The organism is Pseudomonas reidholzensis (assembly GCF_900536025.1).
In the GTDB taxonomy this organism is placed as follows: Bacteria; Pseudomonadota; Gammaproteobacteria; order Pseudomonadales; family Pseudomonadaceae; genus Aquipseudomonas; species Aquipseudomonas reidholzensis.
On the sequence record NZ_UNOZ01000030.1, the window covers coordinates 524,961 to 549,876 of the forward strand.

Here is a 24,916-nt window from a genome sequence, read left to right on the forward strand (position 1 = left end):
TGCCGGTAGGCGCCAGTAGCGTTCTTTGCAGTTACTTTTTCACCGACACCCCGCCGCGGCCACACGGCCAGGCACCGGAGAAAAGTGACTGAACTTCAAACGCGCTCGTGGTGTTTCAGTACTGACTGTTCGAGGGTGCCAAGTACTCGGGTTTCAGACACGGTGGCGCATCGCGTCATAGGTCGGGGCGTAATCGGCAAGCGGCAACGGCAGCAGGATAAGACCGGTCCAGAGGCCATATTTTCCGCCATCTTCCTTCGACTCGATCAGCACGAAACGCTCCTCGCGGGCAGGGTCGGCCACGTACACCCCGTCTGCACTGATACTCCCTGGTCCGTCGAGCAGGACGGTCCACTCCGAGTCGTGGGTAATCTCCCCGTTGATCAAGGCCTGGAGCTCGACCCGACCTTGTTGCAGGTTCAGGTCAATGATGTTGATGCTGATCGACAAGTTGTTTTCCGTCACGATCGCCGCCGTTCTGACTGCACCGCTCTGCGTATTGCGCACCTCGACCACGTCGACCACATAAGCCGGTGGTTTTGGCTGGCCCTGAACAGGGTCCGGGAACGTAGGTGCGGTGTAGGTACTGCCCACCAGGCTGCCGTGCTTGGGCTCGTTGACGATGCTCCACTCCAGGCTGTCGCTGGCGTTGAGCGTGCCCCCTGTCAGTTGCAGCACCTCGCCGGACGTGAGGATCTCGACCAGCGGCCTGATGCTCAGGGTGTCGCTCAGCACCGTGACCAGCGCCGAGCTCGAGTATTTGCTGACGCTGTTGGTGGCGGTGACCCGCACCCTCGTCATGCCGTTCTCGACATCGGAAGCGGCGGGTGCGGTGTACTTTCCCTTCTGGTCGATGACACCAGGTTTGCTCGAGGTGCGCACCCCGGCTTGCACTGCCTCGACGGTCCATTCCAGGTTCGCTACAGCGGTCACAGCCGAGAACTGCTGCGTACCTCCTGCGGCCATTCTCGGCTCCAGCGGATCGAGGACGAAATGGGTAAGCGCGGGGTTTACCTGGCCGAAGAAGCCCACGTCGTGCTTGATGTGTACCTCGTCGCCCTGGATCGCTTGGCCGAAGTTGAGCTTGATGCTCTGATCGACAAACGTATTGATCGAGCCGTTGAACACGAAGGTTTTTTTCAGGTGTGCTTCGATGGCCGGTTTGACCTCAGGCGATCGGGCAACTGCACGTACAACTGCTAACAGCATAATACGCGGGAATACCATGAACTGGAGCCTCAACCGCTGCCAGGGTTCCAACTCCTCCCATGGCAGGTTCCACCAATCTTCGGAAGTTTCCGGATGTGCTCCGCCCGTCGAGGGTCCGCCATCCGTATAGGTCATCTCAGGATCCGAGTAGGTCAATGTTTCGAACTTGACCTCGCCCCGAGCGCGATCGACTCGGTACTTCGCAACGACGTCGAGCGAAAAATCGGCGTCCAGGGGATTTGGGATAACGGCACTGTGATCGTCACCTACAGGCTTACCGTCTTCGTTGAGTAGTGCCAAAGCCAAACATGTGCATTTTGCAGAACCCCGGATGTCCCAGGTAACGGTCAGCTCATCGCCCTCAATCTGCACCCTCAGTTTGTCCTTGGCATCCAAGTAAAAGTCGTGGCAACGGTAGACGCCGTTGGCGGTGTACGTCGGCGCGTTAAGGTTGGAAATTTTGACCGGCACACTGTACGCCTCGTCAAACGTTGGCACCTTGATTGCGCCGGCCTGGGCAATAGCGCGGGTAAAAGGGTCTTCTTTCACGGATGTGACCCTGAAGCTCCCGCCACCTACCATTTCACTGATCGACTGGCATACTTGACTGAGCACCACCCGTGGCAGGTCCGTCAATACCGTGGCTGAATAGTCCTTGCCCGCATCGTTAGGCAGCAGGTACCTGAAGTCGGAACCTGTCTCGGGCAATGACCCATCAAAGGCGTCCTCGAGGCAAATGAACCCCAGCACGGCCCCATCGCCGTAGTCGGCCGAATGTGGATTTCGCGCTTCGGCGTTCTTGGCCTGGGTACGCAGCTTGAAACTCTTGGCCTTCAGGATCGGATCTGCACCGGCACGGATGTTGCCCAATGGCCACTTTCGCTCCGCGTCGGGCAAGCGTTTGAACATTTCACCGAAGTAACTCCCCGCGAGCCGCCGCACATTTTCGATGGGCGAAATATCCAGGGTGAAGTTGTCGCTGTTGCGCAAGTCCAGATAAACCTCGCCGCCACCGCTGACAGTCCCCGGGACTTCCGCCAACGACAGGTCAAGCAACAAGCGCGGGTTGTTCAGCGGGCTGACCCAGTCAAGTTTTCTCGGCATCCAGGTGCTGCCACTTTTTCGCATGATCAGATGGCCGCCAGCGATAACGTCCATGCTCAAGCGCGCCTTCGAGCGATTGATATCGGAATTCTCAAACGACACCCGCGGAAAATCCAGTACATAGTCTACGAAGCGAAGTGACTCTGCGGAGGAGAGGTCGACAGTTTGATTGATAGGCTTGAAGTAGGACTCCGTATTGAAACGCCTGATATATTCTTGAATCAGCAGACGGTTGATACGCGCCCGGTCCACTACAAAAATCGCGCCCCAGTTTAACAACCGGCTTTTTTCATCCATCCAGACAAGCAGGTCTTTCAGCGAATAGGACATTGCTGTTTCCTTATCAAAAACCGTGGGGGTATATGAACACTTGTTTGATATGATCAGCGCAGACGGTGAAGGCCATGCGTCAATCAGATCCTGGTTATGTTTTACGCCACTGGGCCACTTCCTGATACTGGCAATATTACTAGGTTCGGTTCGATCGCCAGGTGGGTGGGCTTTAGGCTGGAGGGTGTCAAGCATCAAACCCTGTTACGGGGTGCAGTACGTCATACGTCTGGGTGTAATCGAGAAGCGGCAATGGCAGCAGGATAAGACCGGTCCAGAGGCCATATTTTCCACCATCTTCCTTCGACTCGATCAGCACGAAACGCTCCTCGCGGGCAGGGTCGGCCACGTACACCCCGTCTGCACTGATACTCCCTGGTCCGTCGAGCAGGACGGTCCACTCCGCGTCGTGGGTAATCTCCCCGTTGATCGAGGCCTGGAGCTCGACCCGACCTTGTTGCAGGTTCAGGTCACTGATGTTGATGCTGATCGACACGTTGTTGTCCGTCACGATCGCCGCCGTTCTGACTGCACCGCTCTGCGTATTGCGCACCTCGACCACGTCGACCACATAAGCCGGTGGTTTTGGCTGGCCCTGAACAGGCTCCGGGAACGTAGGTGCAGTGTAGGTACTGCCCACCAGGCTGCCGTGCTTGGGAGCGTTGACGATGCGCCACGTCAGGCTGTCGCTGGCGTTCAGCGTGCCCGCAGTCAGTTGCAACGCCTCGCCGGGCGTGAGGATCTCGACCAGCGGCCTGATGCTCAGCGTGTCGCTCAGCACCGTGACCAGCGCCGAGCTCGAGACATTGCTGACGGTGCTGGTGGCCGTGACCCGCACCCGCGTCATGCCATTCTCGACCTCAGAAGCGGCGGGGGCGGTGTACTTACCCTTCTGGTCGATGACACCGGGGTTGCTGGCGGTACGTACGCCGGTTTGCAGGGCCTCGACGGTCCACCGCAGGTTCGCTGCTGCGGGCACAGCCGAGAACTGCTGCGTACCGCCTGCGGCCATTCTCGGTTCCAGCGGATCGAGGACGAAATGGGTGAGCGCGGGGTTGACCTGACCGAAGAAGCCGACATCGTGCTTGATGTGGACCTCGTCCCCTTGAATCGCTTGGCCAAAGTTCAGCTTGATGCTTTCATCGACAAACGTATTGATCGAGCCGCTGAAAACGAAGTTCTTTTTCAGCTGCGCCTCGATAAGCGGTCTCATGTCCGGTCCCTTGCCAACCGCAACCATCAAGGCGCCCACCACGTAGGTCGGGACTATGAAGAGCATCATCTGAAGCCATAGACCGGGCGATTTGATCAGATCATCCCAAGGTACTTGCCACCAGTTGGCGGTGGTCTCAGGATCAGGTCGGGCTGTCCAGGGCGCAACATCCGTAGCGGCGCTCCGAGTGTCCTCGAATGTCATCGACACGAACTCGAACACATTCTGAGCGCGATTGATCCGATAGCGGCTAACGGCCTTGAGCCTGATATCGAGATTTAGCGGGTTGGCAACAATCCCACTTTGGTTACCGCCAACGTACTCACCGTCCATGCTGACCCACAGGGATTCACACGTGACATTGGCTGAAGTGCGGATATCCCACGTCACCGTCAACTCATTATCGTGGACCTGCACCTTGAGTTGATCCTTGGCCTGCAGGTCGAAGGCCCGGCACGTATAGTAACCAGCCGCAGTAATCACAGGCGCTCCAGGATTGGGCAGCGTGATCGGCACACTGAAATTACTGGAACTACTGCCAGGCACCCTGAGCGAGCCGCCATTGGCTACCGCGCTGACGACGCTATCGGTGGCCACCGATGTGAGACGGAAGCCTGCGTTGCCGATCACTTTATTGACCGCCTGGCACGCGTAGCTGAGGTCAACCCGCGGCCGGTCGGTCAATACCGTGGCCGAATAGTCCTTGCCTGCATCATTGGGCAGCAAGTACCTGAAGTCAGAGTCCGCCCCCGGCAAAGTCCCCAGGGAGGCCCCTTGCAGACAAATGAACGCCAGCACGGCACCCTCGCCGTAGTCGGCCGAACGGGCATCGCGCGCTGCGGCACTTTTGGCCTGGGTACGTATCTTGAAACTCTTGGCCTGCAGGAGCGGATCGACGCCCGCACGGATATTGCCCAAGGGGTACGTGCGCTGGTGATTGGGCAAGCGCTTGAACAGTTGACTGAAGTAGCTCCCCGCACGCTGCTGCTCTTCTTCAATGGGCGAAATATCCAGCGTGAAGTTGCTGCTGTTTCGCAAATCCAGGTAGATCAAACCGCCAGCGCCGACCAGGCCCGGGACATTCGGCAGCGACAAGTCAAGCCTCAAGCGCGGCCCGCCCAGCGGGGTGACCCGGTCAATCATCTTGACGGTCCAGTGGGCGCCTTTTTTGAGCAACCGCACATGCCCACCTGCGATAACGTCCATACTCAACCGCGCCTTCGCGTCATTGAGCTCGGCGTTTTCAAATGACAACCGCGGTGCATCCAACAAAAAGTGCTCAAAGAGCAGTTGCGACGCCGAATCAAGCGGTACCGATTGGTTAATGGGCGGTAAATAGGATGCGGTAGTGAAGCGCTTTATAAAGTCCTGTGCCAACAGGCGATTGATACGCTGCCGGTCCAGCGCAACGACAGCGCCCCAACCGAACAAGCGGCTTTTGCCATTCATCCATTCGAGCAATTGTTGCAGCGAATAAGACATGTGTCTGCTCCGTATGAAAGTAGCGGAGCAGGTAAATAAACACGTGAGCGCATTAGGCCCAACGCGAACCCTCACATCCCTGCCCCTCAGGTTCTGGTGATGTTTTACGCCCCTGCCACGCGCCTTGATACTGGCAAAACTACTAGGTTCGCCTCGCCAACAAGGCTGCTATGTTGGCGCTAGATCAAACGTCCCCACACGCATTAGTAGAGACCCCCGCCGCCGCACTAACGCGGCGCGCTCTTTCATGGCTCACTTTTGAGGTTTAAAGAATGACCGCAACCTCTTCGATACACTCCAACGCACTGAGCTTCATGAGTTACCTGCAGAACGGTGTCGATCCGCGTACAGGCCAATACACCGTTTCCATCAACTTGCCCGAGCTCAAGGCCAATGACCTGCAAGGCCCGGCGCTGAAACTTGCGCTGGCCTACAGCCCGCTCAACACCCAGGACTCGGGTTTTGGCCTGGGCTGGAACCTGCAACTGTCGCAGTACACCCCGCACAATCAGGTGCTCTCGCTGAGCACCGGCGAGAGCTTCAAGGTCACCGGCAGCCGCGTTACCGAGCGCGGTACCGAGCTGTTGATGAAAGAGAAGAAGCTCGACAGCTTCCACTTCTACCGCCTCGATGACAACGAAGGCCCTGGCAGCCGGTTTCGCGTGGTGCACCGCACTGGCCAGGTGGAAATCCTCCAGGTCATGGGCGCCTCCGATAACCGCGTGGCCTTGCCGGTCCAGGTGTTCGGCGCCACCGGGCATTCGCTGAGCCTGAGCTATCTGCCGTTCGACAACCGCTTCAATCGGCTCGCCTCGATCAGCGACGACAGCGGCGAGCTGCTGTCGATCGAGCGTGACGACAGCATGGTCAAGATCCACTGCAACCCCGGCCAAGCCGAGGACGGTGGCGCGCTGGCGCGCTTCGACATGCTCCTGGAAGGCACCGAGCGCCGCGTCGCGCGCATCAACCTGCCTACCCTCGACGAGGCCAGCTGGCGCTTCATGTACCGCAGGGTGCTCGACCACGACTGCCTGGAACAAGTGCAGACGCCCACCGGCGCCAGAGAACACCTGTACTACAACGACGACGGCCATGCCTTGCCGGGTGTCCGTGATCGCAAGCTGCCGCGGGTAACCCAACACGTCACCTACCCCGGCCACGGCCAGCCGTCGATCGATGTCCGCTACAGCTACGACGCGAACAACTTTTTGGGCAACAACCTGGACATCCCCTGGGACGACGATGGCCTGGACAACCTCTACAAATACCTGGGCGAGTACCGTTACGGCTCGGTGGAAAGCCTCTGGGTAAGCGACGCCGCAGACGGTGGCAGCGCCACTGCGAAAATAGTGCGCAGCACCGAGCGCACCTTCAATCAGTTCCACCTGCTCACCGAAGAAAAGGTCACCCAGGGCAACAGTGTCCAGACCGTTACCAACGAGTACAACCTGACCCCCTACCTGGCATTCGAGCAGCAGGTCAACTACTGCCAGTTGCCCGCCAAGGTCATCACCCGCTGGTCGTTGCTCGACGACGCCTCGCAGACGCGGGTGGAAACCACCAGCAGCAGCTACGACACTCACGGCAACCTGTTGACCCACACGTTGGCCAACGGTGTGCTCGAAACCAGCACCTGGTACCCGGCCGGCGGTGCTGATGGCTGCCCGGCGAACCCTGAAGGGTTTGTCTGCCACCTCAAGGACAAGACCACCACCCCGGCCGCCTCGCAGGCGGGACCCGCCCCCGTGCAGCGCCAACGCTACCGATACGTCGGCCTGCCCGCGCTGACACAGAGTGGCCTGGCGGCCTGGCATGCCATGGAGAGCGAGACCTACCTCGAGGTGCTCAGCGCCCGCCAGGCAGTGCAGGCCCAACTGACACCCCTCCTCGGCCCACACCTGGCAGGGCTGTTGATGCCCTTCGTACCCCCGTTCGCCAACGGCACGGTGGCCACCACCGAGCAAGAACTGCAACGCACCACCTTCGACTACACCAATGCCCCCGGTGACGCCTTCGCCCATGGCCGCTTGAGCCAGAGCTGCATCACCCTCAATGGCCAGAAGACGACCACCGACTTCACCTATGCCCACCAGGCACAAGGCACCCACGCACAACAGCCGGTGCTGTGGACCGAAGAGTATGTGACCGGCCACACCGGAACGTTCAAGACATTCTCGCAGGAGCAATCGTTGCTGACTGGCCTACGCCTCTGGGACCGTGACGAGAATGGCGTCGAAACCACCTCCGTACATGATGCGCTGCGCCGGGTGGTCCGCGAGACCGTTGCCCCGGGCACCGAGCACGAGGCCAGCCGCCAGTATGCGTACACGCCGACCAGGCCAGCCAGACCGTCATAAGTGCCCGAGAGGTCACCACACAGACCCTGCTCGACGGCCTCGGCCGGACGATCCTGGAGCAGCGCGACCATGTGCTGGAGGCGTCGGCGCAGCGGTTCTGCACGACCCTGGAGCAGGCCTACAACGCGCTCGGGCAAAAGGTCACGGAAACCCACCTTGACTGGCTGCAAACCGAAGAGCCCATGCCCCTGAAAAGCACCTTCATGTTCGACGACTGGGGCCTGCCGTACAGCACCCTCGGCCCAGACGGGGTCACCCAGTACCAGGTGCTCAACCCCCTCGGCACGCCCGAGCATCGCGGGCCGATCCTGCGCAGCTGGCGGCAGAGCGCCGGCACTGCGCCGCAGATCAGCGGCATGACCGAAACCTGGCTGAACCTGTTCGAGAAGCCTGAGCAGGTTCGCCGCCTGGGTGCCGACCAGTCCCTCTCGGCCAGCCGCAGCTTCACCTACGACGGGCTGGGGCGTTGCCTGAGCCAGACCGATGAGCGCGGCAACAGCACCGCTTTCAGCTACGACGCCTGGGGCAGGATGCTCACCAGCACACTGCCCGATAACACCCTGCTGGAACGCGCCTACGCCGCCCACAGCAGCGCCGACCTGCCGATCAGCCTGAGCGTTACGCCGGCTAACACCGCACTGCCCAGGCAGGTGGTCGGCACCCAGGCGTTCGATGGCTTGGACCAACTGACCGAGGTGTGCACGGGCGGTCGCTGCGAAACCTATGTCTATAGCCCGGGCCAGAGCCGTGCGGCGCAGAAGATCACGGCAGCAGGCGAGGTGATCGACTACACCTACCAGTTGAGCCTCACCGATGAGCCTACCTCCAGCCGTGTACACGACGACAACGCGACGTTCGACTACGACCCGCAGAGCGCCAACCTCACCTACGCCAGCAATGAAAAGGGCAGCCGCCAGTACGACTACAACCAGGCCAACCAACTGACTGCCGAGCACTGGACCGACCCCAGTGGCACCTGCCGCAGCACCCTGCACGCCAGCTCACTGCAAGACCGGCTGATCAGCCGTACCGACGACCTGGGCAAGGTTACCGCCCATGCATACGATGCGCAGGGGCGCTTGAGCATCACCACCCAAGGGCAACTGAAGGTCACCCAGACGTACGACCTGCTGAGCCGCACACGGCAAACCACGACGCAGGATCTGAGCAACAAAAGCACGCTGGTGACGACCGTGGACTATGACGACCACGACCAGGAAATCAAACGCACGCTGCAACTGGACAACACGCCCGAGCGTGTCGTGGTTCAGTCATGGCTGAAGGACGGCTTGCTGGAGCGCCGCACGCTCAGTGAAGCCGGCACCACCCTGCTCGATGAGACGTTTTTCTACGACACGCGCGGGCGGCTGTCACGTCATGCGTGCACCGGGACGGAACTGCCCAAGGATGCCCTGGGACGCGAAATCGCCAGCCAGGTCTTCAGACTGGACGCCTATGACAACATGACCCTCACCGTCACCACGTTCGCCGACAGGACGACCGAGCAGACGCGGTTCACCTATACCAATGCCGAGGATCCCTGCCAGCTCACGGGCATCACCTACACCCCGAAACGGGCCACACCCGACCCGACGTTCGACTATGACGCCAATGGCAACCTGCTGACCGACCCGCAGGGCCGCAGCCTCAGCTACGACAGCCAGGGCAGGCTGCTGGCGGTGCACGACAGCAGCGGACAAGCACTCGGCCAGTACCAGTACGACAGCCACGGCGAGCTGTTTGGCGCTCGCCTGGGGGCTGAAGACGAGCGTCTGCTGATGTATGAAGGGGACCGCCTGAGCCTGGCCATACGCGGCGCCTTGCGCACCGAATACCTGTACCAGGGCAGTGAGCCAGTCGCCGAGCAGCACTCGGATGCGCAGAGCAACACCCTGCTGCTGCAGGCCAATGCCAGTGGCAGCGTAATCGCCGAGAGCCAGCAAGGCGCGCTGCGCAGCGCCCGCTTCAGCGCCTATGGCGAGCGCACGGCCGACCCTGCGATGCGCGGGGGGTTGGGTTTCAATGGCGAGATGCTCGACCCGGCCAGCGGCTGCTACCTGCTCGGGCGCGGCTACCGCGCCTACAACCCTGAAATCAAGCGCTTCCACAGCCCCGACTCGTTCAGCCCCTTCGGCAGCGGCGGGCTCAACAGCTACGGCTATTGCCTGGGCAACCCGATTACCTTCCGCGACCCGACCGGCCACAGCGCCATCGGCTGGAGCGGGCGGCTGCGCGCCCCGGACGAGGATGTCATAGCCGGGCTTGGCAAGGGCGGTGGCTCGGGTGCGATGCCGTGGGTCTACCTGGGGGTCGCGGTGATCTTCACGATCATATCGATCGGCACCGCCGCCGGGGCGATTTACACGCTGAGTGCGGAAATGGCGGCGGCTTCCGCAGTTGAGGCTGCGGTTGTGGGGACTGCAATTGCCGGGGCGGTCAGCGCAGCTGCGGTCAAGGCTGCTGTCGCAACCACCGTTGCCACGCTTTCGCTCGCCGCCACAATCTCGCAGGGCATCGCCGTCGGGGGCTCGAATGAGACCGCCGGCAAAGTCGCGGAGTACCTGGGGTACGCCACCGCCGCAGTGACCATTGGCGCGATGGCACGCTCGGTTGGCAGGGGGGTGATGTCGCTGGTGAAACGGCTGGCGGGAAGAGGACCGAAGGTAACGCCAACTAACCTGGCACCTACAGCGGGGGGGGGAGCAGGATTTAGGAACCCGCTTGCAAACCCGACCGGTTCTACAGCGGCACCGAAGTCCGCCAGCCTGCCTGTAAGACCCTCGAAACCATTGATATCTAAAGCGACACCCATCGTCAGAAAGGCGGCGAGCGCAACTGCAGGGATTCAATCCCCCTTCCGGGCTTTTCTCGATCAGACCCAAATGTCACGTCAGCAAAGCGATATCCAACAGGACCATCTGCGATTCAGAGCTCGCGGATGACCTCATCAGCGCTTGAGTGTACGGGTTTAGTTGCGCCTGCATAAACCCACGCATCAATGCTAGTTAGGCACCTGCTACAGCGCCTACCTAGCATTTTTACCAGTATCCGACTTTCCCTCTCCCTGTTTAACCTGACCCGCGTTCCCCGTACACCGGCAACCGCCTCGCCAGGTTCGCCTGCGGTGTCTCAGGTCAGTTGCGCTTTGTGAAGTTACAGCCATCCCGCCTGTGCGGCCTGTTCCCAGTAACAACGGAGTTATACCCATGACAAGCGCGGTCCCGCCCTCCACTCGTAAAGCGCGTGCCGAAGAGGCTCGCAAGCACTATCAGCACCTGCGCGTGCAACGTCTGTCCGCGCAACAGGACGACTTGGCCGACCCGCTAGTCGCCGCCATCATCGACCCCACCGATGGCACACTGGACAAGGAGGCCCTGAAAGCCGACTTGCCGGTGCAGGTGGCGCTCTGGGATGTGCCGCTATTCGACGGCGACACCGACACCGTGCAGTTGCAGATGTCCATGGGCGATGACACCTTCGTGGCGGTCGGCGCTGCCCTCGCCATCACCGCGCCGGTGGATCCCGCCACCTTTCCCCGCACGCTCGCACTGCCCAAGTCGGAGCTGGCCGCGGATGGCCCGAGAAAACTCCGCTACCACATCAAACGCTACAACTTCCTCGACAACTACTCGCCGGCCATTGACCTGATCGTCGACGGCACCCCGCCCTGGGAAGATGCAACCCCTGCGCAGATCGCCCTGCCCAGCGAAGCCATCACCGACGCCTACCTCGCCGCCAACCCCGCTGGCGTGGTCGGTACCCTGCCGGCCTACGACAACCAGCAGCCGACCGACAAGGTCGCCTTCTACTACCTCAAGGCACCGCTGCCCAGCGACCCGGCCGACCTGCCCGCGCCCGTCGGCTTCATCGCCGTGCCGGATAACCGCGAGGTGGTGTTCCCGGTGGCGAACATCCAGCAGCTCGGTGACGGCGGCTGTCACGCCTGCTACGTGGTGATCGACAAAGCCCACAACGAAAGCCGGCTGTCGTTGTACGCCACCCTGAATGTCGCCCTCGGTGCACTGCCTACCGGCTTGGGTGCCCCGGTGGTGCCGCTTGCGGCCGATGGCCTGGTCGACCTGGCCGATGCGCGTACCGGCGTAGTCGTACACATCCCAACCTTCTCGAACTGGAAGAATACCGACCAGATCGAAGTCAAATGGGGCAGCCATACCTTGGCGGCGGAACAGATTGGGTCAAGCCCGATCTTTCCCTTCCCGGTCCGCATCCCCAACGAGGTGCTCAAGGCGGAGTACGGCGCTGCCACCGGTGAGGTCGAGATCGAGGTCAGCTACTCGGTACTGCGCGGCACGGTGCCGTTCGGTCCCGAGAAGGCCACGGTAAAAGTCGATTTTTCGGTGATCGGGCCCGTGCGGCCGGTACCCGACCCAGACTGGCCCGACCCGATCAACACCGACCTGCTCGCGCCCGAAGTGCGCGGCAAGACGTCCGACACTGCGAACACGCTCGAGCGCACCGATGCTGGCCAGGATGCCGAGCTGACCTTCGACCTTTACACCAACGCCATCGACGGCGAGCTGGTGGACTTCTACTGGGGCGACACCCTGGTCAAGGAGGCGAGCCATACGGTGGACACTGGGGCAGGCCCGAAAATCAAGGTGGAGATCCTCTGGAAGTACATTCTGGACGCCGGCAACAACCCGGCGCTGCCGGTGCACTACCGGATTCGCGCTGCCGACTCCACCAACGAGCAGTACTCGGTCGCGGCGCGGGTTGCAGTCGATGCCATCACCCTCACCCCGGACGCGCCAACCTTCCAGGGTGAAGCCCCCAACGGCTGGCTCAACTGTGACTCGTTGTGGGAGGACCCGACCAACCCGAGCGGCGCGCCGGCGATCCGGGTCGACATCCCCGACCTGTCCCAGTACCTCAAGGCCGGCGATGTGCTGACCGTGACCTGGACGCCGTTGTCCGGCCGCGTGGGCGAGGATGTCATTGCGACTGCGATCAAGACCGAAGACATCACCCTCGACGCCAGCCACCCGGCCAGCGGTTTCACATGGCTGGTGGAGCCTTACGCCACTCACATCCTGCCGCTGCATGACCTGGCCAACGGCAAGCCGGATGGCCGCGCGCGGGTGGAATACGCCTTCGACTACAAGGGCGAAAAAATCACCTCCGCGCAATTGGAGACCGTAGTGAGCCTGGGCACCGGGGCAGGCACCTGCGTGATCCCGTAAGGCGATGAACGCCGCGCTGGAGGCCTGTGCACAGTGGCGAGGCCTTCAGCGCGAACGCCTGACGATTTCTTTCCTTGATTCGTAGGGCAATTCCTACAGACCGCTAGGTTTAGCGGCTTTACCCTCGCTGCCCTGCGGATTCGCCCGCGAAACCGTAGCCAATTTCCTATCGCCATCGTCTCGCCAGGGTTGCTCACATGACCGTCATTTCACTCAAGTCCAGACCGTTGACACAGCTACTGGGCGTGACCTCGCTCGCGTCCCTGATGCTCCTTGCGCCAGGCGCGCACGCGCGGCCGATCGACAGCGACACGGTCATCGACAGCAGCGCCCCGCTGGACAGCTACCAAGTGAGCGGCTCGGCGACCCTGACCGCGAACGGCGCCGCCACCCGCGAAATCAGCGCCGCCAGCGGCACCACCGTGAACCTCGATGGCTCGACCGTCGACACCGACAACAGCGCTGCGGCCCTCTCGCTCGACGGCGCCAAGGCCACTATCACTGGCAGCACGTTGACCAGTACCGGCTCACGAGGCCTCGGCCTGGGCCCGGGCTCCGAGGTGCTGGCCAGCGACAGCAGCATCACCGGCGCCACGCGCGGCGCAACCGTCAACAACAGCGTACTGAACCTGGTGCGCAGCGAAGTACGCGGCACCGGAGCCACCAGCCTGGGCCTGGAGCTGTTCGACGGCACCGTCAATGCGAGCGCCAGCCACATCGTCGGCGGCCAGCACGGCGTGCTGATCCGCGGCGACTCCGGCCAGCCCGCCGGCCAAGGCAAACTGGTGCTGGACGCCAGCCACGTCGAGGGCCAGAACGGCGCGGCGATCGTGGTCGGCATCGGCGCTGGGCGCCCGGTCACGGCAGACATCGAAGTGCGCAACGGCTCGCGGCTCACCGCCAGCAACGGCGTACTCTTGCAAGTCGCCGACGACGCCTCTGCCACGCTGCGGGTCAACAACAGCCAGCTGATCGGCGACATCATCGTGGCCAGCTCAGGCAACGCCGACATCACCTTCGAAAATGCCGCCTCGTTCACCGGGCGCCTGGAGAACGTTGCCAAGCTGCAGCTCGACAGCGCCGCGAGCTGGACCCTGGTCGCCGACAGCCAGGTAGGTGACCTGGCCATGGGCGCAGGGAGCGTGCGCTTCGGCAACCCGGGTGATTTTTTCACCCTCACCGTGGCCAACCTGCAAGGCGCGGGTACCTTCGAGATGAAGGGCGACTTCGCCACTGGCCAGGCCGATTTCCTGGAGGTCACGGGTGTGGCCAGCGGCGCCCACCAGATCGCGGTCAGCAGCAGCGGCAGCGATCCACTGGCCGAGGCCAGCTTGCACCTGGTGCGTATTGGCGCGGGTGATGCCTCGTTCGACCTGCTCGGCGGGCCGGTCGACCTCGGTGCGTATTCCTACGACCTGGTGCGCAACGGCAACGACTGGTTCCTCGACGCCTCGCGCAAGACCATCAGCCCCGGGACACGCTCGGTGATGGCCTTGAACAACGCCATACCGACGGTGTTCTACGGCGAGCTGAGCACCTTGCGCAGCCGCATGGGCGAAGTGCGCCGCGAGCCCGGCAAGGCCGGTGGCTGGATGCGTACCTACGGCAACAAGTTCAATGTCGCGGCCAGTGCGGGCACGGCCTACCAGCAGACCCAGCAAGGCCTGTCGCTGGGTGTCGACATGCCAGTGGCCGCAGGCGACGGCAACTGGCTGGTCGGCGTCAGCGCCGGCTACAGCAAATCCGACCTGGACCTTGGCGGCGGCACCTCCGGCAAGGTCGACAGCTTCCATGCGGGTGTCTACAGCACCTGGCTGGACCCTCTGAACGGCTACTACTTCGACGCCGTGGGCAAACTCAACCGCTTCCAGAACCAGGCCGATGTGCGCCTCAGCGACGGCCAGGAGAGCAAGGGCGACTACGCCAACCATGGCCTTGGCCTGTCGCTGGAGTTCGGCCGCCACCTGCGCCTGGGCGATGGCTACTTCGTCGAGCCCTATGCGCAGTTGGCGGGCATGCTCGTCCAGGGCAATCACTACGCCCTGGACAACGGCATGCGCGCCGAAGGCGAACGCGCCCGCTCACTGCTGGGCAAGCTGGGCGCCACCGCTGGGCGCACGTTCGACCTGGGCGATGGGCGGATGATCCAGCCGTACCTGCGCCTGGCCGCCGCGCATGAGTTCGCCCGTAACAACGAGGTCCGGGTCAACGACAACCGCTTCGCCAACGACCTCTCGGGCACCCGCGGGGAACTGGGTGCGGGCGTGTCGCTGGCGTGGTCGGACAAATGGCAAGTGCACGCCGACTTCGACTACAGCAACGGGGACAAGATCGAACAGCCCTGGGGCGCCGACGTCGGGGTTCGCTACAGCTGGTAGGACATGTAACGGGAGGCCTTGATGGCCTCCTTTTTTTGGTCTGGAACTGGGGGTTTTCATGTCAGTATTTCATGCATTCAAACGCTGGATCATGCGCTGGTTTTCCGCCAGCGCTGCGCCCAACCGGCCAACGGGCGAACCCGCTGCCTATCTGCTGCCCGCGCCCACGGCCCCCGACGCGCTGGCCGATATCGCGGGTGGCGAGCCGAACCTGATCCCTTTCAAGTCGACCCTCGCGCCCCTGCGCATCGACTTCGCGATGTGGCTCAACTCCGCCCCGACAACCGACACCCCGGAGCAGCTGGTGCTGTATTGGGACGACAAGGAGGTCGCGAGCAAGACCTGGACCGCCCCGGTAGCGGCCACCGACCTGTTCATCATGGCCCCGCTAGACGCTCTGAAAGAAGGCTTGCACACGCTGCACTACAGGGTCACCACCTACAACGGCAACCAGGCAGGCTCACAGCCCCTGGCACTGACAATCGACACCACCCCGCCGGCGCTGGTGGATGAGGGCCCGCTACAGTTCCCGGCCGAGGTGATCACAGGCGGCGTCACCGACAGATACCTGAAGGCGAATGGAGATCGCTTGCTGGCGCAGGTGCCGGCTTATGGGGGCATGCGCCTGGGCGATACGCTGACCTGGTACTGGAGCCGTACCTCGGTCGGTATCGAGAAGGTCGGCAGCATGACCCTCGCCGCCAGCGATATCGGCAAGCCCGTGGAGCTGGCGATTCCTGGCACGTTCATCCGCACCAGCAGAGACGGCATCCGCTATGCCTATTACACGGTCCAGGACCGCGCGCAGACCCCCGTTCAACGCGCACTGGCGGTGGCGCTGGACGTAGCCGCAACGCCGATCCCGCGCAACCTGCCGCCACCGACCATCAAGGAGGCCAGCGGCAGCACCCTGCTGCCTGGCAATGCGCTCAACGGCGTAACGCTGGTGGTTCCTGCGCAAGCCACAGTGGAGCCCGACGAAACGATCGAAGTATTCTGGGGTGAGCCCGGCACGCCTGGCGCCTACACGACGTCGACGCCGGTTGCCGCCGGCTCGCGGGAATACCCTGTCCCCCGCGACAACATCCCGCCCCAACTGGGCAAACGCATGCCGGTCACCTACACGGTCACCACCTGGGAGAGCGAGGCCTTGCCCTCGAGGGTGCTTCAGTTGCAGGTACAGCTGCCCGCAGGGCTGCCCATTGTGCAATGCGACAAGGTCGCTGGTGGCCGCCTGAGCCTCGCCGCACTGCAAGGCGCCGATGCTAAGTTCACGCTCCCCAGCTGGCAGTTCATGGCGACGTCGCAATTTGTCACGCTGGTCATCGCGGGCCTCGACACCGGCGGCAACAAAAAAACGATTGCCGTGGTCACCGAGATGCCGGTGCCCAGTGCGGGTCAACCGATCGCCGTGGGCTCGGTTTCGAGGACCGCGCTGTCGGCGCTGCGGCTCAACCAGCAGATCGACGTCAAAGTGCAGGTAAGCTTCGACAACAAGCTGACCTGGGTGAGCTTTCCCCTGCTCAAGCCAACGCTGGTGGCGTAACAGGCAAAAAAAAACGCCACTCGAAAGAGTGGCGTTTTTAGATATGGAGCGGGAAACGAGACTCGAACTCGCGACCCCGACCTTGGCAAGGTCGTGCTCTACCAACTGAGCTATTCCCGCTTTGTGAAGCTTTACCGCAATCGGCGTGAAGCGCCTTGACGACCTTCACCACCACTGTACCGCATAGACGCCACAGTATTTGAACTGGAGCGGGAAACGAGACTCGAACTCGCGACCCCGACCTTGGCAAGGTCGTGCTCTACCAACTGAGCTATTCCCGCAAATGGCGTCCCCTAGGGGACTCGAACCCCTGTTACCGCCGTGAAAGGGCGGTGTCCTAGGCCACTAGACGAAGGGGACACACAACACTTTTCAGTGCGCCAGATACTGAACCTCACGATTCAACCTGGACTTTCTTTTCCTGCCCCGCCGTTAAGCAGTGCCGGAGAAACTGGAGCGGGAAACGAGACTCGAACTCGCGACCCCGACCTTGGCAAGGTCGTGCTCTACCAACTGAGCTATTCCCGCAATATGGCGTCCCCTAGGGGACTCGAACCCCTGTTACCGCCGTGAAAGGGCGGTGTCCTAGGCCACTAGACGAAGGGGACACGCTGCAAGCATTTTCATGCTGCTTCACTCCCTGCCGCGTATCGCTGTGTGCTTTACGCTGCAAGTGGCGCGCATTCTAGGGATGCCACGGAAAGCCGTCAACCCCTTTGTATAAATTTATTTAAATCAATGACTTCGGCCAGCGCTGCGGGGTGCGGTGGCGGGCGTCCGGGCATTGACGTTGATTTTCTGACGGCAGGCCGGCAAGCTCGCAGGCAAAGTGCCATCCACTTGAGAAATCAACGCTGTGGCCGACACACTGAGCGTGGTGAATACACTGTTCGCGCCTTGGCGAACTCACTACACTCAATAGTGCAAAACTTCTTCATGAGGCGTTAACGGTGACACCACTTCTGATCACCCTGCTCATCGTGGCCGGTATCGCGTTGCTGATCGTGATCGGCTACCTCAATAACGTGGTCGAGAGCAGCAAGCTCGAACGGGCCCGGCTGAAGATCGAGCTGGCCGAGCGCGCGCGCCGTTGCGGCGAGCTCAACGAAACCTTCCCCGGCCAGTTGATGAGCCCTGCCCTCAAGCTGCTGATGACCCGCCTGGAGCTGAACGTGGCCCAGCGCCAGTTGGCGGTCGACAAGCACAGCGCCGAGCTCAAGGCGCGCCTGGCCGAGCTCGAAGGCCTGGTCGCACTGGGCGACAAGTTGCCGGTAAACAACCCGCCGAGCCCGATCCAGACCGAGGTCAAGGCCAAGGACGTGCGCTTCATGCTCGAGGCGTTGCACAACCAGATCGTGCGCGCCACCCAGGAAGGCTTCCTGGCGAACAACGAAGGCAAGTACTGGGTCAAGGAGATCCGCCATATCCTCGTGCTGCTGCATATCGAGTTCTTCAACAACCTTGGCCAGCAGGCCCTGCAGCAGAACCAGCCGGGGCATGCGCGGCTGGCCTTCGAGCGCGGCGTGCAGTATTTGCGCAAGCAGCCGGAGCCCAAGCAGTATGAAGAGCAGCTGACCTACCTGGAGAAATTGCTGGCGCGGGCCGATGCCATGGTCCTGGACCAGCAGGCGCCGGCCGAGACCGACCAGAACGAGTTGACCGAAGGGCTCAAGACCGACGAGGACGAGACCTGGAAGAAGAAGGTCATCTACGATTGATCGGGTGGTCTGGGGCCGCTGTGCGGCCCATCGCGGGCAAGCCCGCTCCTACAAGGGTCCACCGCGGCTCTGTAGGAGCGGGCTTGCCCGCGATGAGGCCAAAGTGAACAAAGGGGCCATTGATTGGCCCCTTTGTCATTTCAGCAATCAGTCAGCTCGAGAAAGATCTCCGCCAACCGCTCCAACCCCACCTGATCCGCCTCACTGAAGCGCCCCAGCTTCGGGCTGTCCAGATCCAGCACCCCGACCAACCGCCCCGCCTTCACCAGCGGGATCACCAACTCGCTGTTCGACGCACTGTCACAGGCAATATGCCCGGGGAAGGCATGCACATCCTCCACCCGCTGGGTCTGCCGGGTGGCCGCCGCCGCGCCGCACACGCCCTTGCCGAACGGAATGCGCACGCACGCCACCTGCCCCTGGAACGGCCCCAGCACCAGCTGCTCGTCACGGTTGATGTAAAAGCCGGCCCAGTTCAGGTCATCCAGCTGGCTATAAAGGAAGGCCGAGAACTGCGCGGCATTAGCGATGAAGTCACGCTCGTCGGCAAACAGCGCCTGCACTTGCGCGGCCAGCAGGGCGTAGCCGTCGAGGCCAGTGCCACTGGCATTGAGGTCGATCATTTATTTCTGCTCCAGCAATTGCAGCCCGACCCAGTAGCGGGCGAACTGATAGGCACAACGGCCATTACGGTTTCCGCGGCCGGTGGCCCAGCGCACGGCAAGAATTTCTAGTGCTTCGTCACGCTGCCAGCTCAGCCCGGCAGTACTGGCCAGCTGACCGATCCAGTGTTCGACCACATCGAGGAAGTGCTCCTGGCTGAACGGGTAGAACGACAGCCACAGGCCGAAGCGGTCGGACAAGGCGATCTTGTCTTCCACCGCCTCGTTGGGGTGCAGCTCACCGTCGACCCTCTTCCAGTTTTCGTTGTCGCTCTGCTTCTCCGGCACCAGGTGGCGGCGGTTGGAGGTGGCGTACAGCAGGACGTTGTCCGGGGCCTGCTCGAGCGAGCCGTCGAGCACGCTCTTGAGCACCCGGTAGTCGCCCTCCCCGGCTTCGAACGAGAGGTCGTCACAGAACAGGATAAAGCGCTGTTTCAGGCCTTGCAGCTGTTCGACGACCCGCGGCAGGTCGGCCAGGTGGTCGCGCTCGATCTCGATCAGGCGCAGGCCGGCGTCGGCGTGCTCGGCCAGCAGGGCGCGCACCAGCGATGATTTACCGGTGCCGCGCGAGCCCCACAGCAGGGCGTGGTTGGCCGGCAGGCCGTTGATGAACTGGTGGGTGTTGCGGCCCAGTTGGTCTCGCTGCTTGTCGACGCCGATCAGGTCGGACAGGCGCATGTCCAGGCTGACCTGCAGTGGCAGCAGGTAGCCGCTGCGGCCATCGCGCTGCCAGCGGGCGGCCAGGGTGGTGCTCCAGTCGAAGTCCGGGCGCACGGCCGGCAACAAGGGTTCGAGGCGCGCCAGGACAGATTCGGCGCGTTCGAGGAAGGCGTTCAAGCGGGGGTCCATGAAGGGCTCCTGGCAAGGCTAGGCGTTGAGTGTTGGGCTGTCAGTGCGGGCCTCTTCGCGGGGCAAGCCCGCTCCCACAGGTACAGCGCCGCTTCCGAAATATGCGGGGATCCTGTGGGAGCGGCGGTGCGCCGATGCGACTTGCCCCGCGAAGAGGCCGGCACTGCAAACGAAATCTTCCAGCTGAATAGATGACAGACCCGCCAGCAGCCGGGGTACATCGGCTATGCTTGCGCTGCGCGGGGGCGCGGAACCGGCTCGGGACACATGGATATCAAGTTCACCAATCGCCTGTCATACAAGCAAGCCCGGTTGACGGTCCTGGTCGGCTTCATCCTGGGTACATTGCTCAGTCTCATCCAGATCGGCATCGATTATGCCAGCGAAGACGCGTCCATCAACCGCGAAGTGCAGGCATTGCTGCAAATCAGCCACAACCCGGCCTCGCGCATCGCCTACAACATCGACGCCGAGCTGGCCCAGGAGCTGACCGGCGGCCTGCTGCAATCGCCGGCGATCATCCGCGCGCGGCTGATCGACAACAACGATACGGTGCTCGCCGACGTCCAGCGGCCGCGCCTGGAAGACCGCTATCGGCCGCTGAGCGACTTTCTGTTCGGCGAGCAGCGCCAGTTCCAGGAGCGCCTGTACCTGGCGCACATGCCCCGCGAATACCTCGGCACGCTGTACCTGGACGTCGACACCTACACCTTTGGCAGCCGTTTTCTCGACCGCAGCGGGGTCACCCTGCTCAACGGCTTCGCGCGCAGCCTGGTGCTCACCGGCATTCTCCTCGCGCTGTTCTACATGATGCTCACCAAGCCCCTGGTAACGGTGATCGCCGCGCTCAGCAACAGCGACCCGCGCAAGCCCCAGCAGACCCGCCTGGACTGCCCGCACGGGCATGAGCTCGACGAGATCGGCGTGCTGGTCAAGGTCGCCAACCAGCAGTTCGTCAGCATGGCCACCGAGATCCAGCAGCGGCGCGCCGCGGAAAACCGCCTGACCCAGTACCTCAACGAGCTCGAAGACATCGTCTCGGCCCGCACCGACGAGCTCAAGGCCAGCAACAGCCGCCTCAGCCAGACCAACCAGGACCTCGAAGAAGCGCGCCGCCGTGCCCTGGAAATGGCCCAGGCGCGCGCGGCCTTCCTGGCCAACATGAGCCACGAGATCCGCACGCCACTCAACGGCATGCTCGGCATGATCGCCCTGACCCTCGACAGCAGCCTGGCCGCCGAGCAACGCCAGCAGCTGTCGATCGCCCACGACTCGGGCAAGGTGCTGGTCGAGCTGCTCAACGATATCCTCGACCTGTCCAAGTTCGACGCCGGCCAGCTGGAGCTGGAGCGCATCGCCTTCGACCTCGGGGCGATGGTCGAAGACACCGCCAACCTGCTCTCGCAGAACGCCGCCAGCAGCGTCGAGCTGACCTGCCTGATCGCCGGCCACTTCCCCAGCACCGTGCTTGGCGACCCGACCCGGGTGCGCCAGATCGTCAGCAACCTGGTGTCCAACGCGCTGAAGTTCACCCGCTTCGGCCGCGTCGACGTGCGCCTGACCCCGATCGTCGGCGGCGTGCGCCTGGAAGTCAGCGATACCGGCATCGGTATCCCGGAAGAAGCCCAGGTGCGGATCTTCCAGCCGTTTACCCAGGCCGGCGCCGGCATCACCCGCCAATACGGCGGCACCGGCCTGGGCCTGGCGCTGACGCGCAACCTGTGCAAAGCCATGCAGGGCCACCTGCATATCCAGTCAGAGGCCGGTTTTGGCAGCCGCTTCAGCGCCGAGCTGCCACTGCTCACCCACACCGAAGCCATCCCGCCGGCGCCGCTGCGTGGCCGGGTGGTAGCCCTGAGCAAGGCCGGCAGCGGCCTGGCCGAGCTGCTGGCGGTGCTGCTGCCCAGCTGGGGCCTGGACTACCAGCAGCTGGACAGCCCTGCCGACCTGCAGCAGACGCCGCTCGACCTGCTGATCACCGATGACCTGGAGCACCTGCTCGACCTGCGCCCCGGGCTGACCGCGCCGATCCTGCTGGTGACCGCCTATGGCAACTTCCTCCCTGGCGAACAGGCCACTGCCCTCGCCCCACTGGTGCAACTGGCCAGGCCGCTGGCGCGCAACGCGCTGTACCAGACGCTACGGCGGATGCTCCAGGGCGGCGCGCCGGACGCCCCGCTGCTGCACGAATTCCCCCGCTTGCAGCAGCGCCGGGCGCGGATCCTGCTGGTCGAGGACAACCCGGTCAATCAGTTGGTGGCCAAGGGCATGCTCGGCAAGCTCGGCTGCGAAGTGGTGCTCGCCACACAGGGCGCCGAGGCCCTGGAGCAGCTGGAACAGGCCGCGGTCGACCTGGTATTGATGGACTGCAACATGCCGGTCATGGACGGCTACGAGGCCAGCCGGCGCATTCGCCAGAGCGGGCGCTGGCCGCAGTTGCCGATCGTCGCCCTGACCGCCAACGCCATGCCCGAAGAACGCGAACGCTGCCGCGCGGCGGGCATGGACGACTACCTGGCCAAGCCGTTTCGCCGCGAAGAGCTGCTGGCGCTGATCGAACACTGGGTGCCGGTCAACGACTGAGCAGGCGCTCGATCTTGCCCTGCAGGGCCTCTGGCTTGGTGGTCGGGGCAAAACGGTCGACCTCGCCGCTGAGCGGATCGATAAGGAACTTGGTGAAGTTCCACTTGATCTTCTGCGTGCCCAACAGCCCTGGGGCGCGCTTTTTCAGCTCGACGAACAGCGGGTGCGCGCCGCTGCCATTGACCTCGACCTTGCGCATCAAGGGGAAACTCACGCCAAAGCGCGTTTCACAGAACTTGGCGATTTCGCGGGCATCGCCGGGCTCCTGCTTGCCGAACTGGTTGCAGGGGAAGCCCACCACCACCAGGCCCTGCTCGCGGTAGGCCTGCCACAACTGCTCCAGGCCCTGGTACTGCGGGGTGAAGCCGCACTGGCTGGCGGTATTCACCACCAGCAGCGCCTTGCCGGCGAAATCACCGAGGTGCTTGTGCTCGCCGGTCAGGGTGACGCAGGGGATATCCAGCAACGAATCAGCCATGGCGGCTCTCCGGTCAGTCACGCGGCTTGAAGTCCAGGCACACCGAGTTGATACAGTAGCGCAGCCCGGTCGGCGGTGGGCCATCGGGGAACACATGGCCCAGGTGCGCATCGCACTGGGCGCAGGTGACCTCGGTACGGATCATGCCGTGGGTAGTGTCGCGGATCTCGATCATCGCGCTCTGCGCCAAGGGCTCGTAGAAGCTCGGCCAGCCGCAGCCGGAGTCGAACTTGGCACGCGAGTCGAACAACGGCGCCGTGCAGCAGATGCAGGTGTAGACGCCGTCGGCCTTGTGGCTGTTGTACTTGCCGGTGAACGGCCGCTCGGTGCCCTTCAGGCGGCACACCTGGTACTGCTCGGGGTCGAGCATGGCACGCCATTCTTCCAGGGTTTTGTCGATCTTTTGCATGTAGGGACCTCGGCAGGCTGAAATTCACCTCGCGGCGGCTTTTCGGCGGCGCGGGTGGCACGTATATTAGTTGGCTTCGTGTGCAAGGCTCCAAGTCTGGCACCCGCGCCCCGCCCTTTCAAACCTTTCGACGGCGCAGCGCCCGCGACTTCTCAATCGGGATCACATCATGCAGTTCAGCAAATCGAACAAGCTCGCCAATGTCTGCTACGACATTCGCGGCCCAGTGCTCAAGCACGCCAAGCGCCTGGAAGAGGAAGGCCACCGCATCCTCAAGCTGAACATCGGCAACCCGGCACCGTTTGGCTTCGAGGCGCCGGACGAAATCCTCCAGGACGTGATCCGCAACCTGCCCACCGCGCAGGGCTACAGCGACTCCAAAGGCCTGTTCAGCGCACGCAAGGCAGTGATGCAATACTGCCAGCAGAAGCAGATCGAGGGCGTCACCATCGAGGACATCTACCTCGGCAACGGCGTTTCCGAGCTGATCGTGATGTCGATGCAGGCACTGCTCAACAACGGCGACGAGGTGCTCATCCCGGCGCCCGACTACCCGCTGTGGACCGCCGCAGTGAGCCTGGCCGGCGGCAAGCCGGTGCACTACCTGTGCGACGAGCAGGCTGACTGGTTCCCGGACCTGGAAGACATCAAGGCCAAGATCACCCCCAACACCAAGGCCCTGGTGATCATCAACCCGAACAACCCGACGGGTGCTGTGTATTCCAAGGAGCTGCTGCTGGGCATGCTCGAGCTGGCCCGCCAGCACAACCTGGTGGTGTTCTCCGACGAGATCTACGACAAGATCCTCTACGACGAAGCCGTGCACATCAGCACCGCCGCACTGGCCCCGGACCTGCTCTGCCTGACCTTCAACGGCCTGTCCAAGTCGTACCGGGTGGCGGGCTTCCGCTCGGGCTGGCTGATCATCTCCGGGCCCAAGCACCATGCCCTGAGCTACATCGAAGGCATCGACATGCTGGCCAACATGCGCCTGTGCGCCAACGTGCCGGCCCAGCACGCGATCCAGACCGCACTGGGTGGCTACCAGAGCATCAACGACCTGGTGCTGCCACCCGGCCGCCTGCTCGAGCAGCGTAACCGCACCTACGAGCTGCTCAATGAGATCCCAGGGGTCAGCTGCGTCAAGCCGATGGGCGCGTTGTATGCCTTCCCGCGGATCGACCCGAAAGTCTGCCCGATCCTCAACGACGAGAAGTTCGCGCTGGACCTGCTGCTCTCCGAGAAGCTGCTGATCGTCCAGGGCACCGCGTTCAACTGGCCGTGGCCGGACCACTTCCGCGTGGTGACCTTGCCGCGGGTGGATGACCTGGAGCAGGCGATTGGCCGGATTGGTAATTTCCTGCGGACGTACCAGCAGTGACATTGCCGGGGGCTGC

At 62.9% G+C, this 24,916-nt stretch carries 14 protein-coding genes and 5 tRNA genes; 8 read left to right on the forward strand and 11 right to left on the reverse strand.

The window, feature by feature from the left end; translation table 11 throughout:
* Nucleotides 1-153: 153 nt before the first annotated feature.
* Nucleotides 154-2,643, reverse strand: coding sequence for a hypothetical protein (locus CCOS865_RS21940; protein ID WP_119144734.1), 2,490 nt, complete (start codon nucleotides 2,641-2,643; stop codon nucleotides 154-156).
* Between the two features lie 187 nt (nucleotides 2,644-2,830).
* Nucleotides 2,831-5,338 (reverse strand): hypothetical protein, encoded by a 2,508-nt coding sequence (locus CCOS865_RS21945; protein WP_119144736.1) that lies wholly within the window; start codon nucleotides 5,336-5,338, stop codon nucleotides 2,831-2,833.
* Between the two features lie 272 nt (nucleotides 5,339-5,610).
* Between CCOS865_RS21945 and CCOS865_RS21950 the strand changes: the two genes are divergently transcribed.
* From CCOS865_RS21950 to CCOS865_RS21970, 5 genes are all read left to right on the forward strand, one after another.
* A complete protein-coding gene (locus tag CCOS865_RS21950; protein WP_147406534.1) occupies nucleotides 5,611-7,695 on the forward strand; it encodes a hypothetical protein in 2,085 nt (694 codons plus the stop codon).
* A 71-nt stretch (nucleotides 7,696-7,766) separates the two neighbouring features.
* A complete protein-coding gene (locus CCOS865_RS21955) occupies nucleotides 7,767-10,637 on the forward strand; it encodes an RHS repeat-associated core domain-containing protein (RefSeq protein ID WP_119144740.1) in 2,871 nt (956 codons plus the stop codon).
* Nucleotides 10,638-10,901: 264 nt separating this feature from the next.
* Entirely contained in the window at nucleotides 10,902-12,896 is a 1,995-nt protein-coding gene (locus tag CCOS865_RS21960; RefSeq protein ID WP_119144742.1) for a hypothetical protein, read from the forward strand.
* Between the two features lie 197 nt (nucleotides 12,897-13,093).
* A complete protein-coding gene (locus CCOS865_RS21965) occupies nucleotides 13,094-15,274 on the forward strand; it encodes an autotransporter outer membrane beta-barrel domain-containing protein (protein WP_119144744.1) in 2,181 nt (726 codons plus the stop codon).
* Nucleotides 15,275-15,365: 91 nt separating this feature from the next.
* The gene (locus CCOS865_RS21970) at nucleotides 15,366-16,820 is read left to right on the forward strand and encodes an Ig-like domain-containing protein (protein WP_147406535.1); all 1,455 of its coding nucleotides are present in this window, start codon (nucleotides 15,366-15,368) and stop codon (nucleotides 16,818-16,820) included.
* A gap of 44 nt (nucleotides 16,821-16,864) precedes the next feature.
* Here CCOS865_RS21970 and CCOS865_RS21975 read toward each other — a convergent pair.
* From CCOS865_RS21975 to CCOS865_RS21995, 5 genes are all read right to left on the reverse strand, one after another.
* A tRNA-Gly gene (locus CCOS865_RS21975) sits at nucleotides 16,865-16,940 on the reverse strand.
* Nucleotides 16,941-17,025: 85 nt separating this feature from the next.
* Nucleotides 17,026-17,101: transfer RNA gene (locus tag CCOS865_RS21980), tRNA-Gly, on the reverse strand.
* A gap of 3 nt (nucleotides 17,102-17,104) precedes the next feature.
* Nucleotides 17,105-17,180, reverse strand: a tRNA-Glu gene (locus CCOS865_RS21985).
* Nucleotides 17,181-17,272: 92 nt separating this feature from the next.
* Nucleotides 17,273-17,348, reverse strand: a tRNA-Gly gene (locus CCOS865_RS21990).
* Between the two features lie 4 nt (nucleotides 17,349-17,352).
* Nucleotides 17,353-17,428: transfer RNA gene (locus CCOS865_RS21995), tRNA-Glu, on the reverse strand.
* Nucleotides 17,429-17,770: 342 nt separating this feature from the next.
* Between CCOS865_RS21995 and CCOS865_RS22000 the strand changes: the two genes are divergently transcribed.
* A complete protein-coding gene (locus CCOS865_RS22000; RefSeq protein ID WP_119144748.1) occupies nucleotides 17,771-18,538 on the forward strand; it encodes a hypothetical protein in 768 nt (255 codons plus the stop codon).
* A gap of 140 nt (nucleotides 18,539-18,678) precedes the next feature.
* On the opposite strand, the gene CCOS865_RS22005 is transcribed toward CCOS865_RS22000, so the two are convergent.
* Both CCOS865_RS22005 and CCOS865_RS22010 read right to left on the reverse strand, forming a co-directional pair.
* Nucleotides 18,679-19,161, reverse strand: a complete 483-nt coding sequence (locus CCOS865_RS22005; protein WP_119144750.1) for a GAF domain-containing protein — start codon at nucleotides 19,159-19,161, stop codon at nucleotides 18,679-18,681.
* Nucleotides 19,162-20,049: an ATP-binding protein gene (locus CCOS865_RS22010; protein WP_119144752.1), complete on the reverse strand. Its 888-nt coding sequence runs from the start codon at nucleotides 20,047-20,049 to the stop codon at nucleotides 19,162-19,164. It abuts the gene before it with no gap.
* A 267-nt stretch (nucleotides 20,050-20,316) separates the two neighbouring features.
* On the opposite strand from CCOS865_RS22010, the gene CCOS865_RS22015 reads away from it, so the two are divergent.
* Nucleotides 20,317-22,632 (forward strand): hybrid sensor histidine kinase/response regulator, encoded by a 2,316-nt coding sequence (locus tag CCOS865_RS22015; protein WP_119144754.1) that lies wholly within the window; start codon nucleotides 20,317-20,319, stop codon nucleotides 22,630-22,632.
* On the opposite strand, the gene CCOS865_RS22020 is transcribed toward CCOS865_RS22015, so the two are convergent.
* Nucleotides 22,622-23,110: a glutathione peroxidase gene (locus CCOS865_RS22020; protein WP_119144756.1), complete on the reverse strand. Its 489-nt coding sequence runs from the start codon at nucleotides 23,108-23,110 to the stop codon at nucleotides 22,622-22,624. The two genes, CCOS865_RS22015 and CCOS865_RS22020, sit on opposite strands and share 11 nt — an antisense overlap.
* Before the next feature lie 13 nt (nucleotides 23,111-23,123).
* The gene (gene msrB / locus CCOS865_RS22025) at nucleotides 23,124-23,519 is read right to left on the reverse strand and encodes a peptide-methionine (R)-S-oxide reductase MsrB (protein WP_119144758.1); all 396 of its coding nucleotides are present in this window, start codon (nucleotides 23,517-23,519) and stop codon (nucleotides 23,124-23,126) included.
* Between the two features lie 169 nt (nucleotides 23,520-23,688).
* On the opposite strand from msrB, the gene CCOS865_RS22030 reads away from it, so the two are divergent.
* Entirely contained in the window at nucleotides 23,689-24,900 is a 1,212-nt protein-coding gene (locus CCOS865_RS22030) for a pyridoxal phosphate-dependent aminotransferase (protein WP_119144760.1), read from the forward strand.
* The last annotated feature ends 16 nt before the right edge of the window (nucleotides 24,901-24,916 follow it).